Here is a 17,157-nt window from a genome sequence, read left to right as displayed (position 1 = left end):
AACATTGTTGGATTTGATATGATTCATTTCTTTACAATTTAAATTTATGAAATTATATTTACATTTCTAACTCACTGGAAAAGCCAGCCGCTATGAATCGTCCTGATACGCAAGCCCTAGGTGGTACTGTCAATGCACGCATAGGCAAGGTTTATATGAGTCTGTCGAAGGCGCACAGAAAAGCGGCAGATTATGTGCTTTCCAATGTATTTCGCTCAGCCACGATGTCGATTGATGAACTGGCCAATGCCGTTGGTATCTCGGTCGCGACGGCCAATCGCTTTGCCCGCGCACTGGGGTTTGAAGGTTATCCGCAATTTCGCGCAGAGCTGGTATATGGTTTTGAAGCCATGCTGGCCCCTATCGATAACCTGCGCAGTGAAATCCAGCGACCAGCAACCAGTACAGAAATCATCTCCAGTTCGCTCAATGAAGACATGGCCAATCTGGAAGCGACCCGCCGTGGCCTGGCACCGGATCTGTGCAACCATGCGGTGCGCCAGATTCTGAATGCGGAAAGAATTTATATCGTCGGCTATGGCGCCAGCGCCTTTCTGGCCGGCCTGATGGCGCACAGCCTGGACCCGTTTTGCAATACCGTGCAATCCACGCTGGGCTCAGGTGGCCCGTCAAACGTGGCACGACAGCTATTCAAATATACAGAACGCGATCTGGTCATCGGCATATCTTTCCCACGCTATGCAGAAGACGTAGTCACCATCTTGCAGCAATTGCGCGAAAAAGGTGTGCCTATACTGGCGCTGACAGATGCTCCAAGCTCACCGCTGGCATCATTGGCGAATGTCACCCTGTATGCGCAAACCCGCCGTAATTTTTCTCCCAATTCGGAAGGCGCTGCATTGTGCCTGATCGAAGCCATTTGCAGCGCTGTCGCCCATCAGGCCAAAGCACCTGTGCATGCCGCGTCAGAAATGACCAAGTTCATGCTGCCGTGGTTGTATCAGGAACCAAACGCAACGACGCGCAAATCGCAGGCAGCAGCGGCCATTAAAATCATAGACATGGACAGGCCAGCCTGATGTCTGGCGCAAGGCGCGCAGGCATCGCCATTCATGGTGGTGCAGGCACTATCACACGCACCCAGCTTAGCGCAGAACAGGAGTTGCTTTACCGCTCCGCCCTTCACGACATTATTACAACAGCCAACGCATTACTGGCCGAAGGGGCAACTGCCCTGGATGCCGTCACGCTGGCCGTCAGCCTGCTGGAAGATTGCCCGCTATTCAATGCTGGAAAGGGATCGGTTTTCACCAGTACAGGCAAGATAGAAATGGATGCTGCCATCATGGATGGCAGCACACGCCAGGCTGGCGCCATCGCTTGTGTGCAACACCTGCGTAATCCCGTCATCGCCGCCCGTATCGTCATGGAGCATAGTCCGCATGTTTTGCTGGTGGGGCAAGGTGCAGAAGATTTTGTCAGCCAGCATGGTGCACAACTCGAAAAACCGGACTACTTCCACACTGAACAACGCCATGCACAACTGCTGCGGGCCCGAAAGGACGCTGGCATCGTTCTCGATCATGATGGCGCAACACTGGCAAAAGCCAAACAGGAATCAGCGCCACTCGATGCCGACAAAAAAATGGGCACGGTCGGTGCGGTTGCTCTTGATCTGCATGGCAACCTGGCAGCCGCCACATCAACCGGGGGCATGACCAATAAATTACCCGGCCGGGTTGGCGATACTGCCATGCTGGGCGCAGGCTGTTATGCCGACAATCAGACAGCGGCCATGTCTGCCACTGGTACTGGCGAAGCCTTCATGCGCAGCCTGGCGTTGCATGATATCGCCGCGCAGATGCAATATGCCGGCCATAATCTGGCGCAGGCAGCACAAGAAGTCATCATGAAAAAGCTGCCCCAATACCAGGGACAAGGTGGCATGATAGGCATAGACGCGCAGGGCCATATTGTCTGTCCGTTCAATACCGAGGGCATGTACCGCGCCTACATGCACGTTGACAGTCAGGCTGTCGTCGCCATTTATACAGATGAGACCTGAGACAGATACATGCCGATTACCGGGTAGGCTTGCCCGGATCATCTATACTTTGCAGATACGCAGATAGCCACGCTCTGACAAGCATCAATGGTATGCGTCCTTTATTGATATCAACGAGTAGCTGCCCAGACCATCATGCAACAAAAATCCTCAGCCCGCTTCACCGTCTTTTGCATCTTGCTACTGGTCATCTGGTATATCTTCGATACGCCAAACGATTGGAATTTTGACTGGAACACAGAAGATTTCGAGCTATTTTCCGAAACAGGTATCACATTGGGTGGCCTGGCAATTGCTGGCCTGGTGCTACTCTTCGCCCTGTTTATGGCAGCCCTGGTAATTGCCGGTGTATCGTTTCTGCTGGTGGGAATTTTCGTCCTGTTCGGCGCCCTCTTCCTGATGATCTTCTCGCCATTTCTATTACCTGTGCTGCTGATCGTGGTGGTGCTGAGTATTTTCAAAAGGAAATCGCGGTAGCCGCGATGATGGAAAGAGGTCTTTGCGGCGGTAAAAATCAGCGTATTTGCTAAAATATATTCACAATTTAAGCGACGAAAGAAGCGCTGAGTAAGCGTAGCGAGCGGCACGAGTTTGAGTTAAGAAGCGCAACCGTACTAAAGTACGGTGAGCATCGCAGGCTCAAAATCGTGTCGCGCAGTAGCTTGGTCAGCGCTTATTCTGCAGAAATGACTTGCGCGGCGGCATTCACAACTGCTGCAATCCTGCCCACATCGCGCAACTGCGTCGTCGACATGCCTTCCTTCTTCAACAACTCAAAATGCGATTTCACGCAGAAATGGCATTTGCCGATGATGGAAGCCGACAAGGCATACATCTCGAAACGGCGCTTATCAACACCGCCATTGGTCGCATAGGCATTCATGCGCAATTGCGCAGCCTGGGTTTTCAGGTCGGCATCATCTGCCATTTCCACATAGGGGTACCAGACATTATTCATGCCCATCAAAGCCGCTGCGGTCAGCGCTGCATTGATTTCTTCAGGGCTGATGGCACCACTGGATTTGATGGCTTCAATAATCACCGTGCTTTTTGCAGCAAAAGCTGCTGCCAGTGCAACGCCTACCGCGTCATTGCCTTCGAGGCTGGAGCGAGCGATGGTGCCATCGATATTCAGACGGATATCCTTGGCGTAATCAGGGATACGACTTTTAATTAAATTCAAGAATTCCATAGTATTTACCTATCAAAAAGTGGTTTTAAAACCCGCCGGAGCGGGTTTATTTTACATCTACAGCTGAACCTCTGAATTACAGAGTTGCGCCGCCTACTGTACGGTTGCATGGGCACAGTTCATCTGTTTGCAGACCATCCAGAATACGCAGGATTTCTGTCGGGTTACGGCCAACGTTGAGGTTGTTGACAGAAACGTGCTGGATGACATTGTCTGGATCAACGATGAAAGTCGCGCGCAGAGCAACACCGGCGTTAACATCACGTACACCCAGCATGTCGACCAGAGAACCAGTTGCATCGCCGAACGCATAGTGATTCAGTTTGTCCAGGTCTTTGTGCTCACGACGCCATGCCAGTTTGCAGAATTCGTTATCAGTAGAGCCACCCAGCAGGATCGCGTCACGGTCAGCAAAATCGTTCGTCAGTTTGGCAAATTCAACGATTTCAGTCGGGCATACGAAAGTGAAATCTTTTGGGTAGAAATAGATGATTTTCCATTTGCCTGGGAAAGACGCTTCCGTGATGTCTTCGAATGCAGACACGCCATTTTCTTCATGATGGTTAAAGCCTGGTTTAGCGGCTGGAACTTTGAATGCGTCGAGTTTTTGACCTACAGTTTTCATTAAATTCTCCTGATGACGTGACAAGGTGAACAATATGTCCACAACGGATCAAAGCATATCACTATGAATTTTAAATATCCAATAGATTTTAACTAACAAACGCTTAGTTAAAAGATATGTGATGCGGCTTTGAAACGATTCTTGAAAAATTAAAAGCGCCTGTTCAAGTGAGCCTATCCTCACGCCTTTGCACAGCGGCGAGTAAAGTAAACCAGAAAGTGGTGCCTTTGCCGTCTTCCGTCAGAAAACCAATTTCGCCGCCCATTTTCTCGACAAAGGTTTTGGTAATATTCAAGCCCAGACCCGTCCCGCCTTGCTGGCGGGTATTGGTGCCGTCGGCCTGGGCGAATTTTTTGAAAATCTGTTCCCTGAAGGCGACGGGTATTCCTGGACCAAAATCCTGCACTTCAATTTTATACACGCCAGAAAATTCCGAAATACGGATTTCAACCTCCCTGCCTGCTGGAGAGAATTTGGCGGCATTCGACAAGAGGTTGGCAAACACCTGCATGACCCGGACATTATCACCCATCGCCCAGGCCTGGTCAGGGTGGCAGACAATGCGGTAACGCACATTGAGCGCTTGCGCATAGTTGCTATTGGCTTCCATCGCCTGCCTGGTGACCGTCACCAGATCGAAACGCTCGATATTGATGACCATTTTGCCGGAAGCCAGTTTTTCCATGTCCAGAATATCGTTGACCAGTGCGCCTAAACGCTGACAATTTTTGTGCGCCACTTTAATCAGTTGCATGGATTTCGGCGCCAGCTCCCCCGTCACGCCGCTTTCCAGCAGGCCGAGAGCGCCGCGTATCGATGTCAGCGGCGTACGCAACTCATGGCTGACAACCGAAATAAACTCGGATTTGATACGATCAGCCTTGCGCTGCTCGGTCAGATCAAGCACAAAACCCACCCATTCTTCGAGAGACCCTTCCAGTTGCGCCAGCCCGACCATGACAGGGATGTGGGCACCGTCATTGCGTATCAGTTCGCCTTCATAGGGCTTTGCCTGTCCATACGAACGCACTTCCAACAGGGCATTTCTATGCGCAGCATGACTTTCCAGTGTGGTTGCCAGCAGCCAGTTCATGCCGGATTCAGCAAATTCCTGTCTTTGCATGCCTGCCAGTTGCAACAGCACATCGTTGGCTTCCGTCAGATCAGCTTCCATCTGGCCCTGCATAATCCCGATGAGACTGGAATTGACGAGCCGGCGCAGCCGCGACTCGCTAACCAGCAAAGCTTCGACCATGCGTGATTTTTCCTTGCTGGCCTGCTCAGCAGCGTCACGGGCCATCACCAGGCTGCATTCCGCCTCTTTCATCTGGGTGATATCGCGTATGCTGAATACACGGCCGACACGACGGTCACGCAAAAATTCGGGCTTGGATACACAGACAAAATAACGTCCGTCTTTCAATGCCAGCAAATCTTCGGTTTCCAGATTAGGGTCGTCCCTGATCTTGCGCATGCTTTCAAAAAAACTGTCTGTTTCCAGCAAGGCAGCTCGGAGATAGGCAAACATCTGCACTTCGTCCCTGGACGCGAAGAGGTCATCAGGCAAATTCCACATCAGGGTAAAGCGCTGGTTGAGATTAATGATATTGCCATGCAGATCGACTGACAGTATGCCTTCGGCAGTGGCATCCAGCGAACTTTGCAATTGCGCGGCCAGATGGACCTGGCCTTCAGCTACTGTCCGCCGGTGGGTGATATCCTCGGCGTGAATGACAAAAAACTCACGGCCATTTTCAAGATAGCTGGAAACCCTTTTTTCGATGGGAAAAGTAATGCCGATACGTGTGATCCATTCACTTTCAGCAATGGCGTTACCATCGGCCAGAATGGTACTGCGTACACTGTCCCAGAAAAAAACGTCTTCCAATGAGCACTCTATATTTGCCAGTGCCTGCCCAATGATCTCATCGCGTTGATAGCCCAGCATGCGGCAAGCATTTTGATCTGCGTCAAGCACAAGCATTTGCTGCGCATCAACCACCAGCACCGCGTCCCGGCTATGGTCAAAGATATGGCGTAGCAAGCCGCCGCTCAGCGTAAATGAAGGGTGTGACATCGATATACCTGTCGTTTCCTTTTAGCTTTTTACAGGAGGCGTACTACCCTGTGGTTTTTTTTGTTGGGCATCAGAATAATAAGTAACACGCTTGCGCGGATTCAGATAGTCAAAAATTGCCCGCGGTAACAGGCCAGGCCTGATACTGCCGGTAATGGAAAGCTCTTTACTTTCTTCAGCCAGATCCAGAATGATGGCATCTTCTTTCGGTATTTCAGCGTCATAAACCAGTACGCGCGGGCGCAAAGGCTTGCCAACATTGACATTCATGACCAGGCCCACCGCTTCATTCGACAGCTTGACCAAGCTACCCGGCGGGTACACACCCAGGCTTTTGACGAGCGTCGCCATGATCGCCGCATCAAATTGCGTACGCCTGTGGGCATACATGGTTGATAAGGCCTCATGCGGCGTCATGGCCTGACGTATATCATTATGATTGCATAAATTATCATACACATTGGCAATCGTCACAATACGTGCCGCCATGCAAATGGCTTCTCCTTTCAATTTTCGGGGATAACCGCTGCCATCCATGTATTCATGATGTTGGGCAATCACGTCCAGCACCACACTGGACAAACCTGCTTTTTTCCCTACTTCAACGCCGTAGTGTGTATGCAGCTCAAAAAAATTCTGCTCTGGTTTGGTCAGGGCAGTGGTCTTATTCAATATCGATTCTGGTACATTTACTTTTCCAAGGTCATGAAATAATGCAGCAATGCCTACTGCCTTGATTTGTTCTGCCGTGCATTTGACTTCATTCGCCAGCATCATTGCTAACACCGAGACGTTCAGTGTGTGAAAATACATTTCCTCGTTGTTTGCAGTCTGTTGTATCAAATGCATGACAATGTCATTTTCCGACAAAAAGACCGCTGCCATCGTTTCCACCAGTTTTTCTGCTTCGATGATGGTTTCTTTGGGTTTTGAAAAGATAAGTTTGTTAATGCTTTTCACGACGGTGGCCGCATGGACAAACTTTTCTTCACAGCGAGCCATTTCTTCCCGCTGTTTTTGCAATTTTTCAAAGCGTGCACGCTTGGCATCAATAATGCTGGCATACACCTGGCTTGACGGCGATACAGTTGCTGTCACTGCGGCAGCTTCGCTGACCGGTATCTTGTTAGGCTGTTTGGGCGTTAAGGGATCAGATTTGGATGGAATATAACGGACGTGTTTCAGCTTTAACGCAATCAGGTTATCGATTTGCTGTTGACTGGTAATTTTGAACGAATTCATCGGAAAAGAATGCTCAAACCAACTCAAATCGAGTTTGATAAACATTCCGATCTGAACCTGATCGATCAAAATTAACTGGCTGTCATCGGGCATGGGCAGGTAATAGTAGATATTTCTACTGACGATAGCATACGCCCTCTGCATTTGCAAAAGCGGCATCTGGAGAAATCATGTACGACTTGCTTTACATCCATGTCAATAAATGGACGCAAGCCATGAGGGCAACGTTATAATCGCTGACCTGAACTTTTTGAAAGTTATTTACCGTGTCTGATCGTCTTGCCGTCCTGCCACAATATCTGTTACCCAAACAGGCACTGACCGTTTTTGCAGGCACCATTGCCAATGCCAAAGCAGGTAAATTAAGCACCAGCCTGATACGCTGGTTTGTTGGCAAATACAAAGTCAACATGAATGAAGCGGCCAATCCTGATATCAGCAGTTACGCCAGCTTCAATGAATTTTTTACCCGTCCCCTGCACGCTGACGCTCGCCCACTGGCCACCAGTGATTTGCTTAGCCCTGTGGATGGTGCAATCAGCCAGTTTGGCCCCATCACCGAGGGACAGATATTCCAGGCCAAGGGCCATAGCTATTCTGCAACGGCATTGGTCGGCGGTGACAGCGAACTTGCCGCCCGGTTTCATAATGGTAGTTTTGCAACACTTTACCTGAGCCCGCGCGATTATCATCGTATACACATGCCCTGCGATGGTCGCCTGACCCGTATGATTTATGTGCCTGGTGCGCTGTTTTCTGTCAATCCCACCACTGCGAGGGGCGTGCCCGGCCTGTTTGCCCGCAATGAACGCGTGGTCTGTGTGTTTGAATCCGCCTTTGGTCCCTTTGTACTGACACTGGTGGGCGCCACTATCGTCGGCAGCATGGCCACGACCTGGCACGGCATCGTCAACCCGCCACGCAGCAATAGCGTACGTGAATGGCGTTATGATGATCAACATATCGTATTGAAAAAGGGAGAAGAAATGGGAAGGTTTCTGCTCGGCTCCACTGTTGTCATGCTTTTTCCAAAAAATACGCTGGAATTCAACCCGCAATGGGCGCCAGCAAAAAGTATATGCATGGGCGAAGCGATGGGTAATCATCCTGCCAAAGCCTAAAAACAGCCAACTTCCACCTGCTGCTAGCCTGAAAACTGGCAAGTGCGTCCTGCCTTGCCATATCTCCCTCCTCTACAAACCTGACTTTCCGTGCGTAATCACGGCAGGCAAGACTCGGCCCTTTCCCCCATCTTCTCGCGGAAGTCAGATTGACCTCTTGATGGCTCTCCCTTAGCACTGTCAATAAGGTTGCCAATGAGTACGCAACGGCAAAGGGCATGCATTTTGTCAAATAACTTTAAAAAAACGCTTGCCAAAGGTGTTTGAATATTTAATAATCTAAATAAGAATTGTTATCGTTTAGATTTGCAAGGTATAATATGAACACAAATGATGCTATTCATCAGCGCAGCGACGTCACCGAGCAACTTGCGGTATCGCCTAAAAAAGAGATTCCCCGACTGAAAAGCGGTGAATTAATGCAGCACAAACGAGAAGTTGAAATCGATCACGAAGGCCGTATTTACCGCTTGCGTATTACGCAGTTGAACAAGCTGATACTGACGGCGTGATAGAGAACTACCCGTAAGTATGAAAGTAGTGATGTGCTGTTTTTTTGCCAGAGGTTGCCATGACAAGTGAAACGCAACTCAACCAGAATGTGCCAGATATGGCTGAAAAGTCCCGGCAGCCAGAATTGCTGATGTCAGCCGTGTTGCATCTGATGTCGCATTACACGGCCAATAGCACAGAGGCTGAAGCAGGTCCGACGCGTGCCAGGCTGGCATCGGTGATAGAGCGGCATTTGCAGGCACTGGCAAATTTGCCAGATCTGGCGCCGGTATTAAAAGCCACTTGCCAGCAACTGTCTGAGCAGTGGGCCAGACTGGTAGAAGTAAAACCGCAGCAGCAGAACAAGATGAGCAGGCTTGCCTGGTTATTGGCAGGGACCGGAAGAAATTTGAATTAATGGAGTTGGTTTCATGATTGTATGTGTTTGCAATAATGTTTCTGAGAAAAAAATCCATCATGCCGTTGCCATGGGTGTCAGCACCATGTCTGAATTGCGTGAGCAACTTGATGTCGGCACTTGCTGCGGCAAATGTGCTGGTTGCGCACGCAAGGTATTGCGTGAATGCATGGAGAAAAATTCCACTACTGCATCTGGCCTGCAAAACTTTATTCACCAGTTACATTTTCAGCCCAACCCACTGGCTGCCTGAAGCACATCATGTCCACGCTCTCTTTACGCCTTGAATCCCCGCCTGCACCAGCACCTTCTTCAAGAATCATTTCGTTTGCTGGCATCGTCATCGCGCATCTGGCTCTGTTTTATGCATTGCAACATGGCTTGATTTCGCATGCCGTTCAGATGCTGCCAAAAGAAGTAGTGCTGACCATGATACAGCCGCAGGCACCGCAGCAAGAACCGCCAAAACCAAAAGCAGAGCCTGTCCCTACCAAAAAACTGGCACCTTTGCAGACACCGGTGATACCTGTACCAGCGATCACCCCCGTCGTGAATATTCCGGTAACAGAAAACCAGATTACGGTGCAGCCGTCTGTAGCAGTACCTCAGGTTGTCGCAAAAGCAGAACCGGTAGCGGCGCCTGTTGCCCCCACACAACCGAAACAAATTAGTGCCGTGGAGTATTTGCGTGCTCCGCAACCAGACTACCCGCCAATGGCTCGCCGCCTGGGTGAAGAGGGTAAAGTCACAATGCGTATTCTGGTTAACGAAAAAGGTGTGGCAGAACGCGTAGAAATACAAAAATCATCGGGGTCTAACCGCCTTGACGAAGCAGCGAAAACCGCCATTTTGCGTGCCATTTTCAAACCATATCTTGAAGATGGCAAGGCATTGACAGTCATCGCGACGGCGACAATCAATTTTTCGCTGAGTAGCTAATCAAGCAAAAATCTTTACCAAAAGAGGGCTGACTGCAAAAATTGCCGTCAGCCCTCTCTTTTTTCGGCACATGCTCTATCATGTAGGCATATCTATTACAAAATCAAACTGGAAGGAAAGCCATGAAAGGCGATGTGAAAGTCATCAAACTGCTCAATGCCCAATTAACCAATGAGCTAAGCGCGATAAACCAATACTTTTTGCATGCACGCATGTACAAACACTGGGGCTTCGAAAAAATAGCAAAAAAAGAATATGAAGAATCCATAGGCGAAATGAAGCATGCCGATAAATTGATCGATCGTATTCTGATGCTGGGTGGCTTGCCGAATCTTCAGGCCTTGCACAAGCTGATGATAGGGGAAGACACCCAAGAAATGCTGCGTTGTGATCTGAACCTGGAGGTTGCCGCGCAAAAAACTGTCAAGGAAGGCGTCGCCTGCTGCGAATCAGTCGGTGATTATGTTTCACGCGATCTGTTCCAGACCATCCTTGAGGACACTGAAGAGCATATAGACTGGCTGGAAACCCAGTTGGAACTGATAGAAAAAATCGGTATCCAGAACTACCTGCAATCACAATTATCAACAGAAGAATAAACCACAGGTCTTTGCCAAATCAATATCTGGCAAAGATTAAGGCGCAAAGACCGGAACAAATAAAAAAGGGATGAAGCCTGGGCTTTCATCCCTTTTTAACTCTCGGTCACAAGCTTATGATTGCTGTGGCAGCGTATCTTTAAATGAAGCACGCTCCGACAATTTGTCGAATAATTTAGCCAGATTAGGATACTCGCCACGCCATTCGATCTCGGGGAAACGGAAAGTCAGCCAGCCCAACGCGCAGGCAACACTGACATCTGCCAGCGTCAAATGGTTGCCAGAACAAAACGGGGCATCGCCAAGCCCGCTGGACATGGCTTTCAAGCCAGCGCTAACTTTACCCATCTGACGGTCCATCCAATCCTGGCTTTGCATATCCCCGGCACGCAAGGTTTTTTCCAGTCGCACCAATATGGCGGCGTCAATCACGCCGTCTGCCAGGGCTTCCCAGCATTTCACTTCTGCGCGTTCGCGACCATTGGCAGGTATCAATTTGCCAACGGGTGTCAGTGTGTCCAGGTATTCCACGATAACGCGTGAATCAAACATCGCACCACCATCCTCCATCAGCAGGCAAGGCACTTTGCCCAGAGGATTTGATTGCTGTATGGTGGTATCAGCGGCCCAGACGTTTTCTTGTATGAAGGTGTAGTCCAGTTTCTTTTCCGCCATGACAACGCGGACTTTTCTGACATAGTGACTGGTGGTGGAGCCAATGAGTTTCATAGATATCTGATAGATGGTTTAGCGCGGATTATAGCATCGCAGAGGCAGAAACCCAGTCTTGGCGGGCGTAAGTGCGCCCCTGCAACAACCTGGCCATAACACAGCAATTCTGCGAATTAGAGGCAATCAAATGGTAAAATCGCATATTCCACGCAAAAAACCTGCCTTTATATTGCAAATATAATCTTTTCATACATACGAAAGTATATTTACAAAATTTAAAGTATCGTTGTTTTTTGCGCAAGCTTTTCTGTCATTTCATCTAATCTCTCTCATCATGCCCTTATCCTCACTTTCTGCCCTTTCCCCGCTTGATGGCCGTTATGCCAGCAAAGTCGATGCCTTGCGCACTACCTTGTCTGAAGCCGGCTTCATGCATCACCGCGTTAAAGTTGAAGTGTCCTGGCTGCAGGCACTGGCATTGGCCGGTTTCGATGAAATCAAGGCATTTTCTCCCGCAGCCACTGCATTGCTGGATAAAATCGTTGCTGATTTTTCGGAAGCAGATGCACAACGCATCAAGGACATCGAAGCCGTTACCAACCATGATGTGAAAGCGGTTGAATACTGGCTGAAAGAACAGGTCAAGGATGTGCCTGAGCTGGTTGCTGCCAGCGAATTCATCCACTTTGCCTGCACGTCTGAAGATATCAACAATACTTCACACGGCATGATGCTGAAAACGGCGCGCAATGAGGTGATGTTGCCTGTATTGCGCAAACTGATCGCCCGGCTGACGGAGTTGGCGCATGTGAATGCTGACGTACCCATGCTGTCCCGCACGCACGGCCAGGCCGCCAGCCCGACTACGCTGGGCAAGGAAATGGCCAACGTCGTCGCCCGTCTGCAACGCGCCATCAAGCGCATAGAGCAAGTCGAAATTCTGGGCAAGATGAATGGCGCTGTCGGTAACTACAATGCACACTTGTCTGCCTACCCTGGCTATGACTGGGAAAATTTTTCCAAAAATGTCATTGAGCAACGCCTGGGCCTGACTTACAACCCTTACACCATACAAATCGAGCCGCATGATTACATGGCTGAAATGTTTGATGCCTTTGCGCGTGTCAATACCATTTTGCTGGATCTGAACCGCGACATCTGGGGTTATATCTCTGTAGGGTATTTCAAACAAAAAACCAAGGCAGGTGAAATCGGTTCATCCACCATGCCACATAAAGTCAACCCTATCGACTTTGAAAACTCTGAAGGCAATCTGGGTCTGGCCAATTCCCTGTTGCGCCATCTGTCTGAAAAATTACCAGTGTCACGCTGGCAGCGTGACCTGACTGACTCCACCGTCTTGCGCAATATTGGCGTGGCATTTGGTTACACCCTGCTGGCCTACGACAGTTGCCTGCGCGGCCTGAACAAACTGGAAACCAATCCTGAGCGCCTGGCTGCCGATCTGGATGCGACCTGGGAAGTACTGGCTGAACCAGTGCAGACCGTCATGCGTCGTTATGCTGTTGAAAACGCTTACGAGCAATTAAAAGAACTGACACGCGGCAAAGGCATCACCAAAGCCGCCTTGCAGGAGTTTGTCGAAGGCCTGGCAATCCCGCGCGAAGCCAAGGATTTGCTGCTGGCAATGACGCCGGCGAACTACACCGGTATTGCAGCGAAACTGGCAAAAGCAATCTAATTGTTAGCCAAGAAGACCATTAACCACAGAGGAAGGAAAGACTGCTTGCAAGCAGTCTTCGTTTCGCAGGTGTGCGGTGTACCGCACACCTTCCCTGCTACACCACAGAGAAAAGTAATTGTTTTTCTCTGCTTTTCCTCTGTGTCTCGGTGCCTCTGTGGTGAGCTTTTTGGTCTTAAAAAATATTTACTTCTGCGAGCGGAACGGGAACATCAGCTGCTTCACGAAACCATCCGGCATATAGTCACCCTGCACGCCATATTTCTCAGGAAAACCCTTTTGTCCTTTGATCGCTGTACCAAACAGATGATCGAGAAAGGCATAATGCGCCGCATAATTCCTGTCGATGGCCACATCGTCTGATGAATGATGCCAGTGATGAAAATCTGGTGTCACGATGAGATACTTGATCGGCCCCCATGGCAAATGCACATTGGCATGATTGAACACCGCCTGAAAGCCGACCACGATGATGTAGACATCCATGACGGTTTTATCAAAGCCCAATACATACAAAGCACCCAGTACGCCTACGCGGGTGCAAATCAATTCAAGGATATGCTGGCGCGAACCGGCCAGCCAGTCCATGGTCTTGGCTGAATGATGGACTGCATGGAAGCGCCACAGGAACGGGATTTCATGATAGGCACGATGCGTCCAGTATTGCACCATGTCAGCCGCCAGAATACACAGCAGTAACTGCGGGAAGAACCAGATGGATTGCACAAAGTCACGCACACTGTCATGCGCCATCCAGCCAAACAGGCGGTGAATGGCGAAGTTAACGGTCAACAAGGCCAGGCCGACGATGAAGTGATTGACGGCAAAATGCACCATGTCGGTTTGCCATTCGCGGCGGAAAATCAACTGTCCTTTATAGAGCGGGAAGATTTTTTCTATCGCTACAAAAATGATGGTCGAGCCCAGCAAATCCAGGATGAACCAGTCTAAACCGATGTAAGGCGTGTGATCAGGAAAATCAGCGACAGGCACATGGGAGCCGCCAAAGGCCACCGCGGCCAATACCAGCGTTGCGGCCACGGCATTTAAACCACGGCGGCGGTTGAAGAGTATATTGAGCAAGCTGATCACACCTGAAAGCACGAGGGCCGCAAACAGAATATGCCGTATTACATCGGGCGAGTAGTTTTTACGTAGTTCAGGCGTCGTCAGGTATTGAGGAAAATGGAAGGCAACTACCCCCAGCAAACACAGGAAAGCCAGTGTCAAAGCCAATACGCCACTGGCGAGACCGGTGCCCGGGTGCAGCGGCCCGCTTTGATCCAGCAAATCCTTGGTTTCGCTTACCGCCCCCGTTACATTACCGATGACCGCTTTGGCAGGATGAACTATTTTTTTATCTAGTGTTTTTGACTGTATGGGCTTCATAAGCTGGATGATGAAATTGGCAACTTGAGACTATGATAGTTGAATCAAACAAATTCAGGGAAAAACCTTGGTGATACGCACAAATATCTGAATTTCCGAATTTTGATTGCGCAACTTATCACGGGGAGAAGTGAAAACCAACACTCATTGGTAACAAAATATTAATGGCCGTGTTTTCCTGGCCAAATACAGGCTACACTCAGAAAATGTTGACGTGTCAGCAGAGTTTCCTTTTTTTTGCTATATTAGTTCTACTTCGAACTAATTATCTCTTTCATCAGAGGGGCACTTATGCCAACGCAAAGATATTCCAACACCAGCATCGTACTGCATTGGCTGATCGCCATACTGATAGTTGCCGCCTTTGCCCTGGGCACCATCATGACGGATATGAAATTCAGCCCTACCAAGTTGCAATATTATTCCTATCATAAATGGCTGGGCGTCACCGTTTTTGGCTTTGTTGCCATACGCCTGCTTAGCCGCTTGTTCAGCAAGGCACCACCCTACCCGGCTAATATGGGCTTGTGGCAGACAAGGATAGCCAATGCCACGCATCTCTTTTTGTATGTACTGATGTTTGGCGTTCCCCTGTCTGGCTATTTTTACACGCTGGCGGCGGGTTACCCTGTCGTCTATTTTGGTCAGTTTGAATTACCAGTATTGATGGGTCCCAACCCGGATATCAAGGAAAGCCTGAAAGACCTGCATGAAATATTGACCAAGGTCATGCTGGTCATGGTTTTACTGCATATCGCCGCCGCTTTGAAACACCATTTCATCGACAAGGACGGCTTGCTGTTGCGCATGCGTCCTGGTCGGTAATTTTGCTTATTAAGGAAAGAATAGGTCTCTTATGTCTCATTACTCCATGAAAAAAATCCTGATTTCCAGTGCTGTCGCATTGGCCATTGCCAGCCCGGCGATTGCAGCTGCTTTGAAACTCGACAGTGCAAAAAGCAATGTCAGCATCGTCTTCAAGCAAATGAACGTGCCGGTTGATGCCAAATTTAAAAAATTCAGTGCCAACATTGACTATGACAGCGCCAAGCCTGAAGCATCAAAAGCCACGGTAGATATCGACACCACCAGTTTTGACCTGGGTGACGCTGAATACAACAAGGAAGTGCTAAAGAAAGAATGGTTCAATGCAGCCCAGTTCCCCAAGGCCAGCTTTGTTTCCACATCCATGAAAGCTGGCGCTGCCGGAAAACTCGACGTGGTCGGCAAACTGACCATCAAGGGTAAAACCCTGGATGTGAGTTTTCCACTGACGGTAAAGAAAGAAGGGGCGAACCAGGTATTCGATGGCAGCCTGCCTATCAAGCGTCTGGCTTTTAATATCGGCGAAGGCGAATGGAAGGATACCGGCATGGTTGCCGATGAAGTCATGATCAAGTTTCACGTAGTCACCACTCAGTAAAGTAACAAATAAGCAGCAAACAAGCAGCAAACAAGTAAAAAACAACGCAGTAGCAAACTCACCACCAACACACATATCTAACCGGAGTAAAGCATGAACATCTCGAAATTAATCGCAGCAGCATTGTTGATCAGCGCAGCACCAGCATTTGCCCAAACCTATAACATTGAATCCAACCACACCTACCCAAGCTTTGAAGCCGACCACATGGGTATTTCTGTATGGCGTGGCAAATTCACCAAAACCACTGGCAAGATCGTGCTTGACCGTGCGGCAAAAACCGGTACTGTGGATATCACTATCGATGCCAATTCTATCGATTTCGGTCATGAAAAAATGAATGAACATGCCAAATCCAAAGATATGTTCAACGTAGCGCAATTCCCGACAGCGACTTACAAAGGTACATCCATCAAGTTTGACGGTGATACACCAGTGGCTGTTGTCGGCGAACTGACCTTGCTGGGCGTAACCAAACCAGTCACGCTGACGATCAATAAATTCAAGTGCATTACTCACCCGATGTTCAAGAAAGAAGCCTGTGGTGCAGATGCCAGCGCTGAATTCAAGCGTACTGATTTCGGTCTGAACTATGGCACACCACGCTTTGCGCCAGAAGTAAAACTGTCCATCCAGGTAGAAGCCATCAAAGCTGATTAAGCTGCAATAACCCGGGCATTATCCCGTTTGATCCGCCCTGGTGCGGATCAAACCTTCATAAGATTTCAAATTCCTACTATGGGTGAACGGTACCTGCGCAGCATACGACTCCTGTCGGAATGCATGCAATTATTTGAGCAAGCCTCAGGCAGAAATGTGCGCAAACTGGGCTTTACCCATTCCCAATTCGACATCATCGCCACATTGGGCAATACACCAGGCATGACCTGCAAGGAACTGGGTGAAAAAACTCTGATCACCAAAGGTACGCTGACAGGTGTACTGGACAGGCTGGAACAAAAAGGCTTGGTGCAACGTGACCGTGGCAATGACGACAGGCGGCAGCTTTACGTCAAACTGACGCCGGTCGGCGAAGCCACATTTGATGATATCTTCCCCAAGGTCGTTCACGCTGGCAAGCAACGCTTCAAGACCTATACTGATGATGATTATCTGGCGCTGGAATCAGCGCTGATGAAGCTGAAACAGCACCTCAATGATGATTACGTCAAGTCATCCTGAATCAAACAGATCGCACCTGTACTGTCAGCAACAATTCTGATGCTGTGATTTTGTATTC

20 protein-coding genes are annotated in these 17,157 nt (G+C 49.3%); 14 read left to right on the top strand and 6 right to left on the bottom strand.

Annotated elements, in window-relative coordinates; genetic code table 11:
• Positions 1–92: 92 nt before the first annotated feature.
• The 3 genes from ACO0LH_RS18770 (at position 93) to ACO0LH_RS18760 (ending at position 2,503) form a co-directional block, all read left to right on the top strand.
• Positions 93–1,040: a MurR/RpiR family transcriptional regulator gene (locus ACO0LH_RS18770; RefSeq protein WP_422942659.1), complete on the top strand. Its 948-nt coding sequence runs from the start codon at positions 93–95 to the stop codon at positions 1,038–1,040.
• Positions 1,040–2,026 (top strand): isoaspartyl peptidase/L-asparaginase family protein, encoded by a 987-nt coding sequence (locus ACO0LH_RS18765; RefSeq protein WP_422942658.1) that lies wholly within the window; start codon positions 1,040–1,042, stop codon positions 2,024–2,026. The genes ACO0LH_RS18770 and ACO0LH_RS18765 overlap by 1 nt, the downstream gene beginning before the upstream one ends.
• 135 nt (positions 2,027–2,161) lie before the next feature.
• Positions 2,162–2,503, top strand: a complete 342-nt coding sequence (locus tag ACO0LH_RS18760) for a hypothetical protein (protein ID WP_422942657.1) — start codon at positions 2,162–2,164, stop codon at positions 2,501–2,503.
• Positions 2,504–2,699: 196 nt separating this feature from the next.
• On the opposite strand, the gene ACO0LH_RS18755 is transcribed toward ACO0LH_RS18760, so the two are convergent.
• From ACO0LH_RS18755 to ACO0LH_RS18740, 4 genes are all read right to left on the bottom strand, one after another.
• Positions 2,700–3,218 carry a carboxymuconolactone decarboxylase family protein gene (locus ACO0LH_RS18755; protein WP_422942656.1) on the bottom strand — a complete coding sequence of 173 codons (519 nt, stop codon included), beginning with the start codon at positions 3,216–3,218 and terminating at the stop codon, positions 2,700–2,702.
• Between the two features lie 76 nt (positions 3,219–3,294).
• Positions 3,295–3,843: a peroxiredoxin gene (locus ACO0LH_RS18750; RefSeq protein WP_110255121.1), complete on the bottom strand. Its 549-nt coding sequence runs from the start codon at positions 3,841–3,843 to the stop codon at positions 3,295–3,297.
• Positions 3,844–4,006: 163 nt separating this feature from the next.
• Positions 4,007–5,920 carry an ATP-binding protein gene (locus tag ACO0LH_RS18745; RefSeq protein WP_422942655.1) on the bottom strand — a complete coding sequence of 638 codons (1,914 nt, stop codon included), beginning with the start codon at positions 5,918–5,920 and terminating at the stop codon, positions 4,007–4,009.
• Positions 5,921–5,941: 21 nt separating this feature from the next.
• Positions 5,942–7,321, bottom strand: a complete 1,380-nt coding sequence (locus tag ACO0LH_RS18740) for an HD-GYP domain-containing protein (protein WP_422942654.1) — start codon at positions 7,319–7,321, stop codon at positions 5,942–5,944.
• A 107-nt stretch (positions 7,322–7,428) separates the two neighbouring features.
• Here ACO0LH_RS18740 and asd point away from each other — a divergent pair, with 107 nt between their 5' ends.
• The 6 genes from asd (at position 7,429) to bfr (ending at position 10,731) form a co-directional block, all read left to right on the top strand.
• Complete coding sequence (asd, locus tag ACO0LH_RS18735; RefSeq protein WP_422942653.1) at positions 7,429–8,283, top strand: archaetidylserine decarboxylase; 855 nt, start codon at positions 7,429–7,431, stop codon at positions 8,281–8,283.
• A gap of 320 nt (positions 8,284–8,603) precedes the next feature.
• On the top strand, positions 8,604–8,795 hold the full coding sequence (gene hemP / locus ACO0LH_RS18730) for a hemin uptake protein HemP (protein WP_422942652.1): 192 nt from the start codon (positions 8,604–8,606) through the stop codon (positions 8,793–8,795).
• 59 nt (positions 8,796–8,854) lie between these two features.
• Positions 8,855–9,193 carry a hypothetical protein gene (locus ACO0LH_RS18725; RefSeq protein ID WP_422942651.1) on the top strand — a complete coding sequence of 113 codons (339 nt, stop codon included), beginning with the start codon at positions 8,855–8,857 and terminating at the stop codon, positions 9,191–9,193.
• Between the two features lie 13 nt (positions 9,194–9,206).
• On the top strand, positions 9,207–9,446 hold the full coding sequence (locus ACO0LH_RS18720) for a (2Fe-2S)-binding protein (RefSeq protein WP_422942650.1): 240 nt from the start codon (positions 9,207–9,209) through the stop codon (positions 9,444–9,446).
• Positions 9,447–9,454: 8 nt separating this feature from the next.
• The gene (locus tag ACO0LH_RS18715; RefSeq protein ID WP_422942649.1) at positions 9,455–10,132 is read left to right on the top strand and encodes a TonB family protein; all 678 of its coding nucleotides are present in this window, start codon (positions 9,455–9,457) and stop codon (positions 10,130–10,132) included.
• A 122-nt stretch (positions 10,133–10,254) separates the two neighbouring features.
• Positions 10,255–10,731 (top strand): bacterioferritin, encoded by a 477-nt coding sequence (bfr, locus tag ACO0LH_RS18710; RefSeq protein ID WP_422942648.1) that lies wholly within the window; start codon positions 10,255–10,257, stop codon positions 10,729–10,731.
• A gap of 114 nt (positions 10,732–10,845) precedes the next feature.
• Here the strand turns inward: bfr and ACO0LH_RS18705 are convergent, their stop codons facing one another.
• On the bottom strand, positions 10,846–11,460 hold the full coding sequence (locus ACO0LH_RS18705; RefSeq protein ID WP_422942647.1) for a glutathione S-transferase C-terminal domain-containing protein: 615 nt from the start codon (positions 11,458–11,460) through the stop codon (positions 10,846–10,848).
• Positions 11,461–11,737: 277 nt separating this feature from the next.
• On the opposite strand from ACO0LH_RS18705, the gene purB reads away from it, so the two are divergent.
• Positions 11,738–13,105 carry an adenylosuccinate lyase gene (gene purB, locus ACO0LH_RS18700; protein WP_422942646.1) on the top strand — a complete coding sequence of 456 codons (1,368 nt, stop codon included), beginning with the start codon at positions 11,738–11,740 and terminating at the stop codon, positions 13,103–13,105.
• A 186-nt stretch (positions 13,106–13,291) separates the two neighbouring features.
• On the opposite strand, the gene ACO0LH_RS18695 is transcribed toward purB, so the two are convergent.
• A complete protein-coding gene (locus ACO0LH_RS18695) occupies positions 13,292–14,494 on the bottom strand; it encodes a sterol desaturase family protein (RefSeq protein WP_422942645.1) in 1,203 nt (400 codons plus the stop codon).
• Positions 14,495–14,785: 291 nt separating this feature from the next.
• Between ACO0LH_RS18695 and ACO0LH_RS18690 the strand changes: the two genes are divergently transcribed.
• The 4 genes from ACO0LH_RS18690 to ACO0LH_RS18675 all read left to right on the top strand — a co-directional run bounded on the left by ACO0LH_RS18690 (position 14,786) and on the right by ACO0LH_RS18675 (position 17,099).
• Positions 14,786–15,319 carry a cytochrome b gene (locus ACO0LH_RS18690; RefSeq protein WP_422942644.1) on the top strand — a complete coding sequence of 178 codons (534 nt, stop codon included), beginning with the start codon at positions 14,786–14,788 and terminating at the stop codon, positions 15,317–15,319.
• A gap of 46 nt (positions 15,320–15,365) precedes the next feature.
• Complete coding sequence (locus tag ACO0LH_RS18685; RefSeq protein WP_422942643.1) at positions 15,366–15,917, top strand: YceI family protein; 552 nt, start codon at positions 15,366–15,368, stop codon at positions 15,915–15,917.
• 93 nt (positions 15,918–16,010) lie between these two features.
• Entirely contained in the window at positions 16,011–16,577 is a 567-nt protein-coding gene (locus ACO0LH_RS18680) for a YceI family protein (protein ID WP_422942642.1), read from the top strand.
• A gap of 78 nt (positions 16,578–16,655) precedes the next feature.
• On the top strand, positions 16,656–17,099 hold the full coding sequence (locus ACO0LH_RS18675; protein ID WP_422942641.1) for a MarR family winged helix-turn-helix transcriptional regulator: 444 nt from the start codon (positions 16,656–16,658) through the stop codon (positions 17,097–17,099).
• The last annotated feature ends 58 nt before the right edge of the window (positions 17,100–17,157 follow it).

This window comes from Undibacterium sp. TJN19 (genome assembly GCF_049339485.1).
Taxonomy (GTDB): domain Bacteria; phylum Pseudomonadota; class Gammaproteobacteria; order Burkholderiales; family Burkholderiaceae_D; genus Undibacterium.
Note: the sequence above shows the minus strand (reverse complement) of the source record. Positions and strands in the feature narration are given on the sequence as shown.

Bases quoted from the DNA above. Each gene is read 5' to 3' on its own strand.
- ACO0LH_RS18770 (WP_422942659.1), top strand. From the start codon at position 93: ATGAATCGTCCTGATACGCAAGCCCTAGGTGGTACTGTCAATGCACGC.
- ACO0LH_RS18765 (WP_422942658.1), top strand. From the start codon at position 1,040: ATGTCTGGCGCAAGGCGCGCAGGCATCGCCATTCATGGTGGTGCAGGC.
- ACO0LH_RS18760 (WP_422942657.1), top strand. From the start codon at position 2,162: ATGCAACAAAAATCCTCAGCCCGCTTCACCGTCTTTTGCATCTTGCTA.
- ACO0LH_RS18755 (WP_422942656.1), bottom strand. From the start codon at position 3,218: ATGGAATTCTTGAATTTAATTAAAAGTCGTATCCCTGATTACGCCAAG.
- ACO0LH_RS18750 (WP_110255121.1), bottom strand. From the start codon at position 3,843: ATGAAAACTGTAGGTCAAAAACTCGACGCATTCAAAGTTCCAGCCGCT.
- ACO0LH_RS18745 (WP_422942655.1), bottom strand. From the start codon at position 5,920: ATGTCACACCCTTCATTTACGCTGAGCGGCGGCTTGCTACGCCATATC.
- ACO0LH_RS18740 (WP_422942654.1), bottom strand. From the start codon at position 7,321: ATGCCGCTTTTGCAAATGCAGAGGGCGTATGCTATCGTCAGTAGAAAT.
- hemP (WP_422942652.1), top strand. From the start codon at position 8,604: ATGAACACAAATGATGCTATTCATCAGCGCAGCGACGTCACCGAGCAA.
- ACO0LH_RS18725 (WP_422942651.1), top strand. From the start codon at position 8,855: ATGACAAGTGAAACGCAACTCAACCAGAATGTGCCAGATATGGCTGAA.
- ACO0LH_RS18720 (WP_422942650.1), top strand. From the start codon at position 9,207: ATGATTGTATGTGTTTGCAATAATGTTTCTGAGAAAAAAATCCATCAT.
- ACO0LH_RS18715 (WP_422942649.1), top strand. From the start codon at position 9,455: ATGTCCACGCTCTCTTTACGCCTTGAATCCCCGCCTGCACCAGCACCT.
- bfr (WP_422942648.1), top strand. From the start codon at position 10,255: ATGAAAGGCGATGTGAAAGTCATCAAACTGCTCAATGCCCAATTAACC.
- ACO0LH_RS18705 (WP_422942647.1), bottom strand. From the start codon at position 11,460: ATGAAACTCATTGGCTCCACCACCAGTCACTATGTCAGAAAAGTCCGC.
- purB (WP_422942646.1), top strand. From the start codon at position 11,738: ATGCCCTTATCCTCACTTTCTGCCCTTTCCCCGCTTGATGGCCGTTAT.
- ACO0LH_RS18695 (WP_422942645.1), bottom strand. From the start codon at position 14,494: ATGAAGCCCATACAGTCAAAAACACTAGATAAAAAAATAGTTCATCCT.
- ACO0LH_RS18690 (WP_422942644.1), top strand. From the start codon at position 14,786: ATGCCAACGCAAAGATATTCCAACACCAGCATCGTACTGCATTGGCTG.
- ACO0LH_RS18685 (WP_422942643.1), top strand. From the start codon at position 15,366: ATGAAAAAAATCCTGATTTCCAGTGCTGTCGCATTGGCCATTGCCAGC.
- ACO0LH_RS18680 (WP_422942642.1), top strand. From the start codon at position 16,011: ATGAACATCTCGAAATTAATCGCAGCAGCATTGTTGATCAGCGCAGCA.
- ACO0LH_RS18675 (WP_422942641.1), top strand. From the start codon at position 16,656: ATGGGTGAACGGTACCTGCGCAGCATACGACTCCTGTCGGAATGCATG.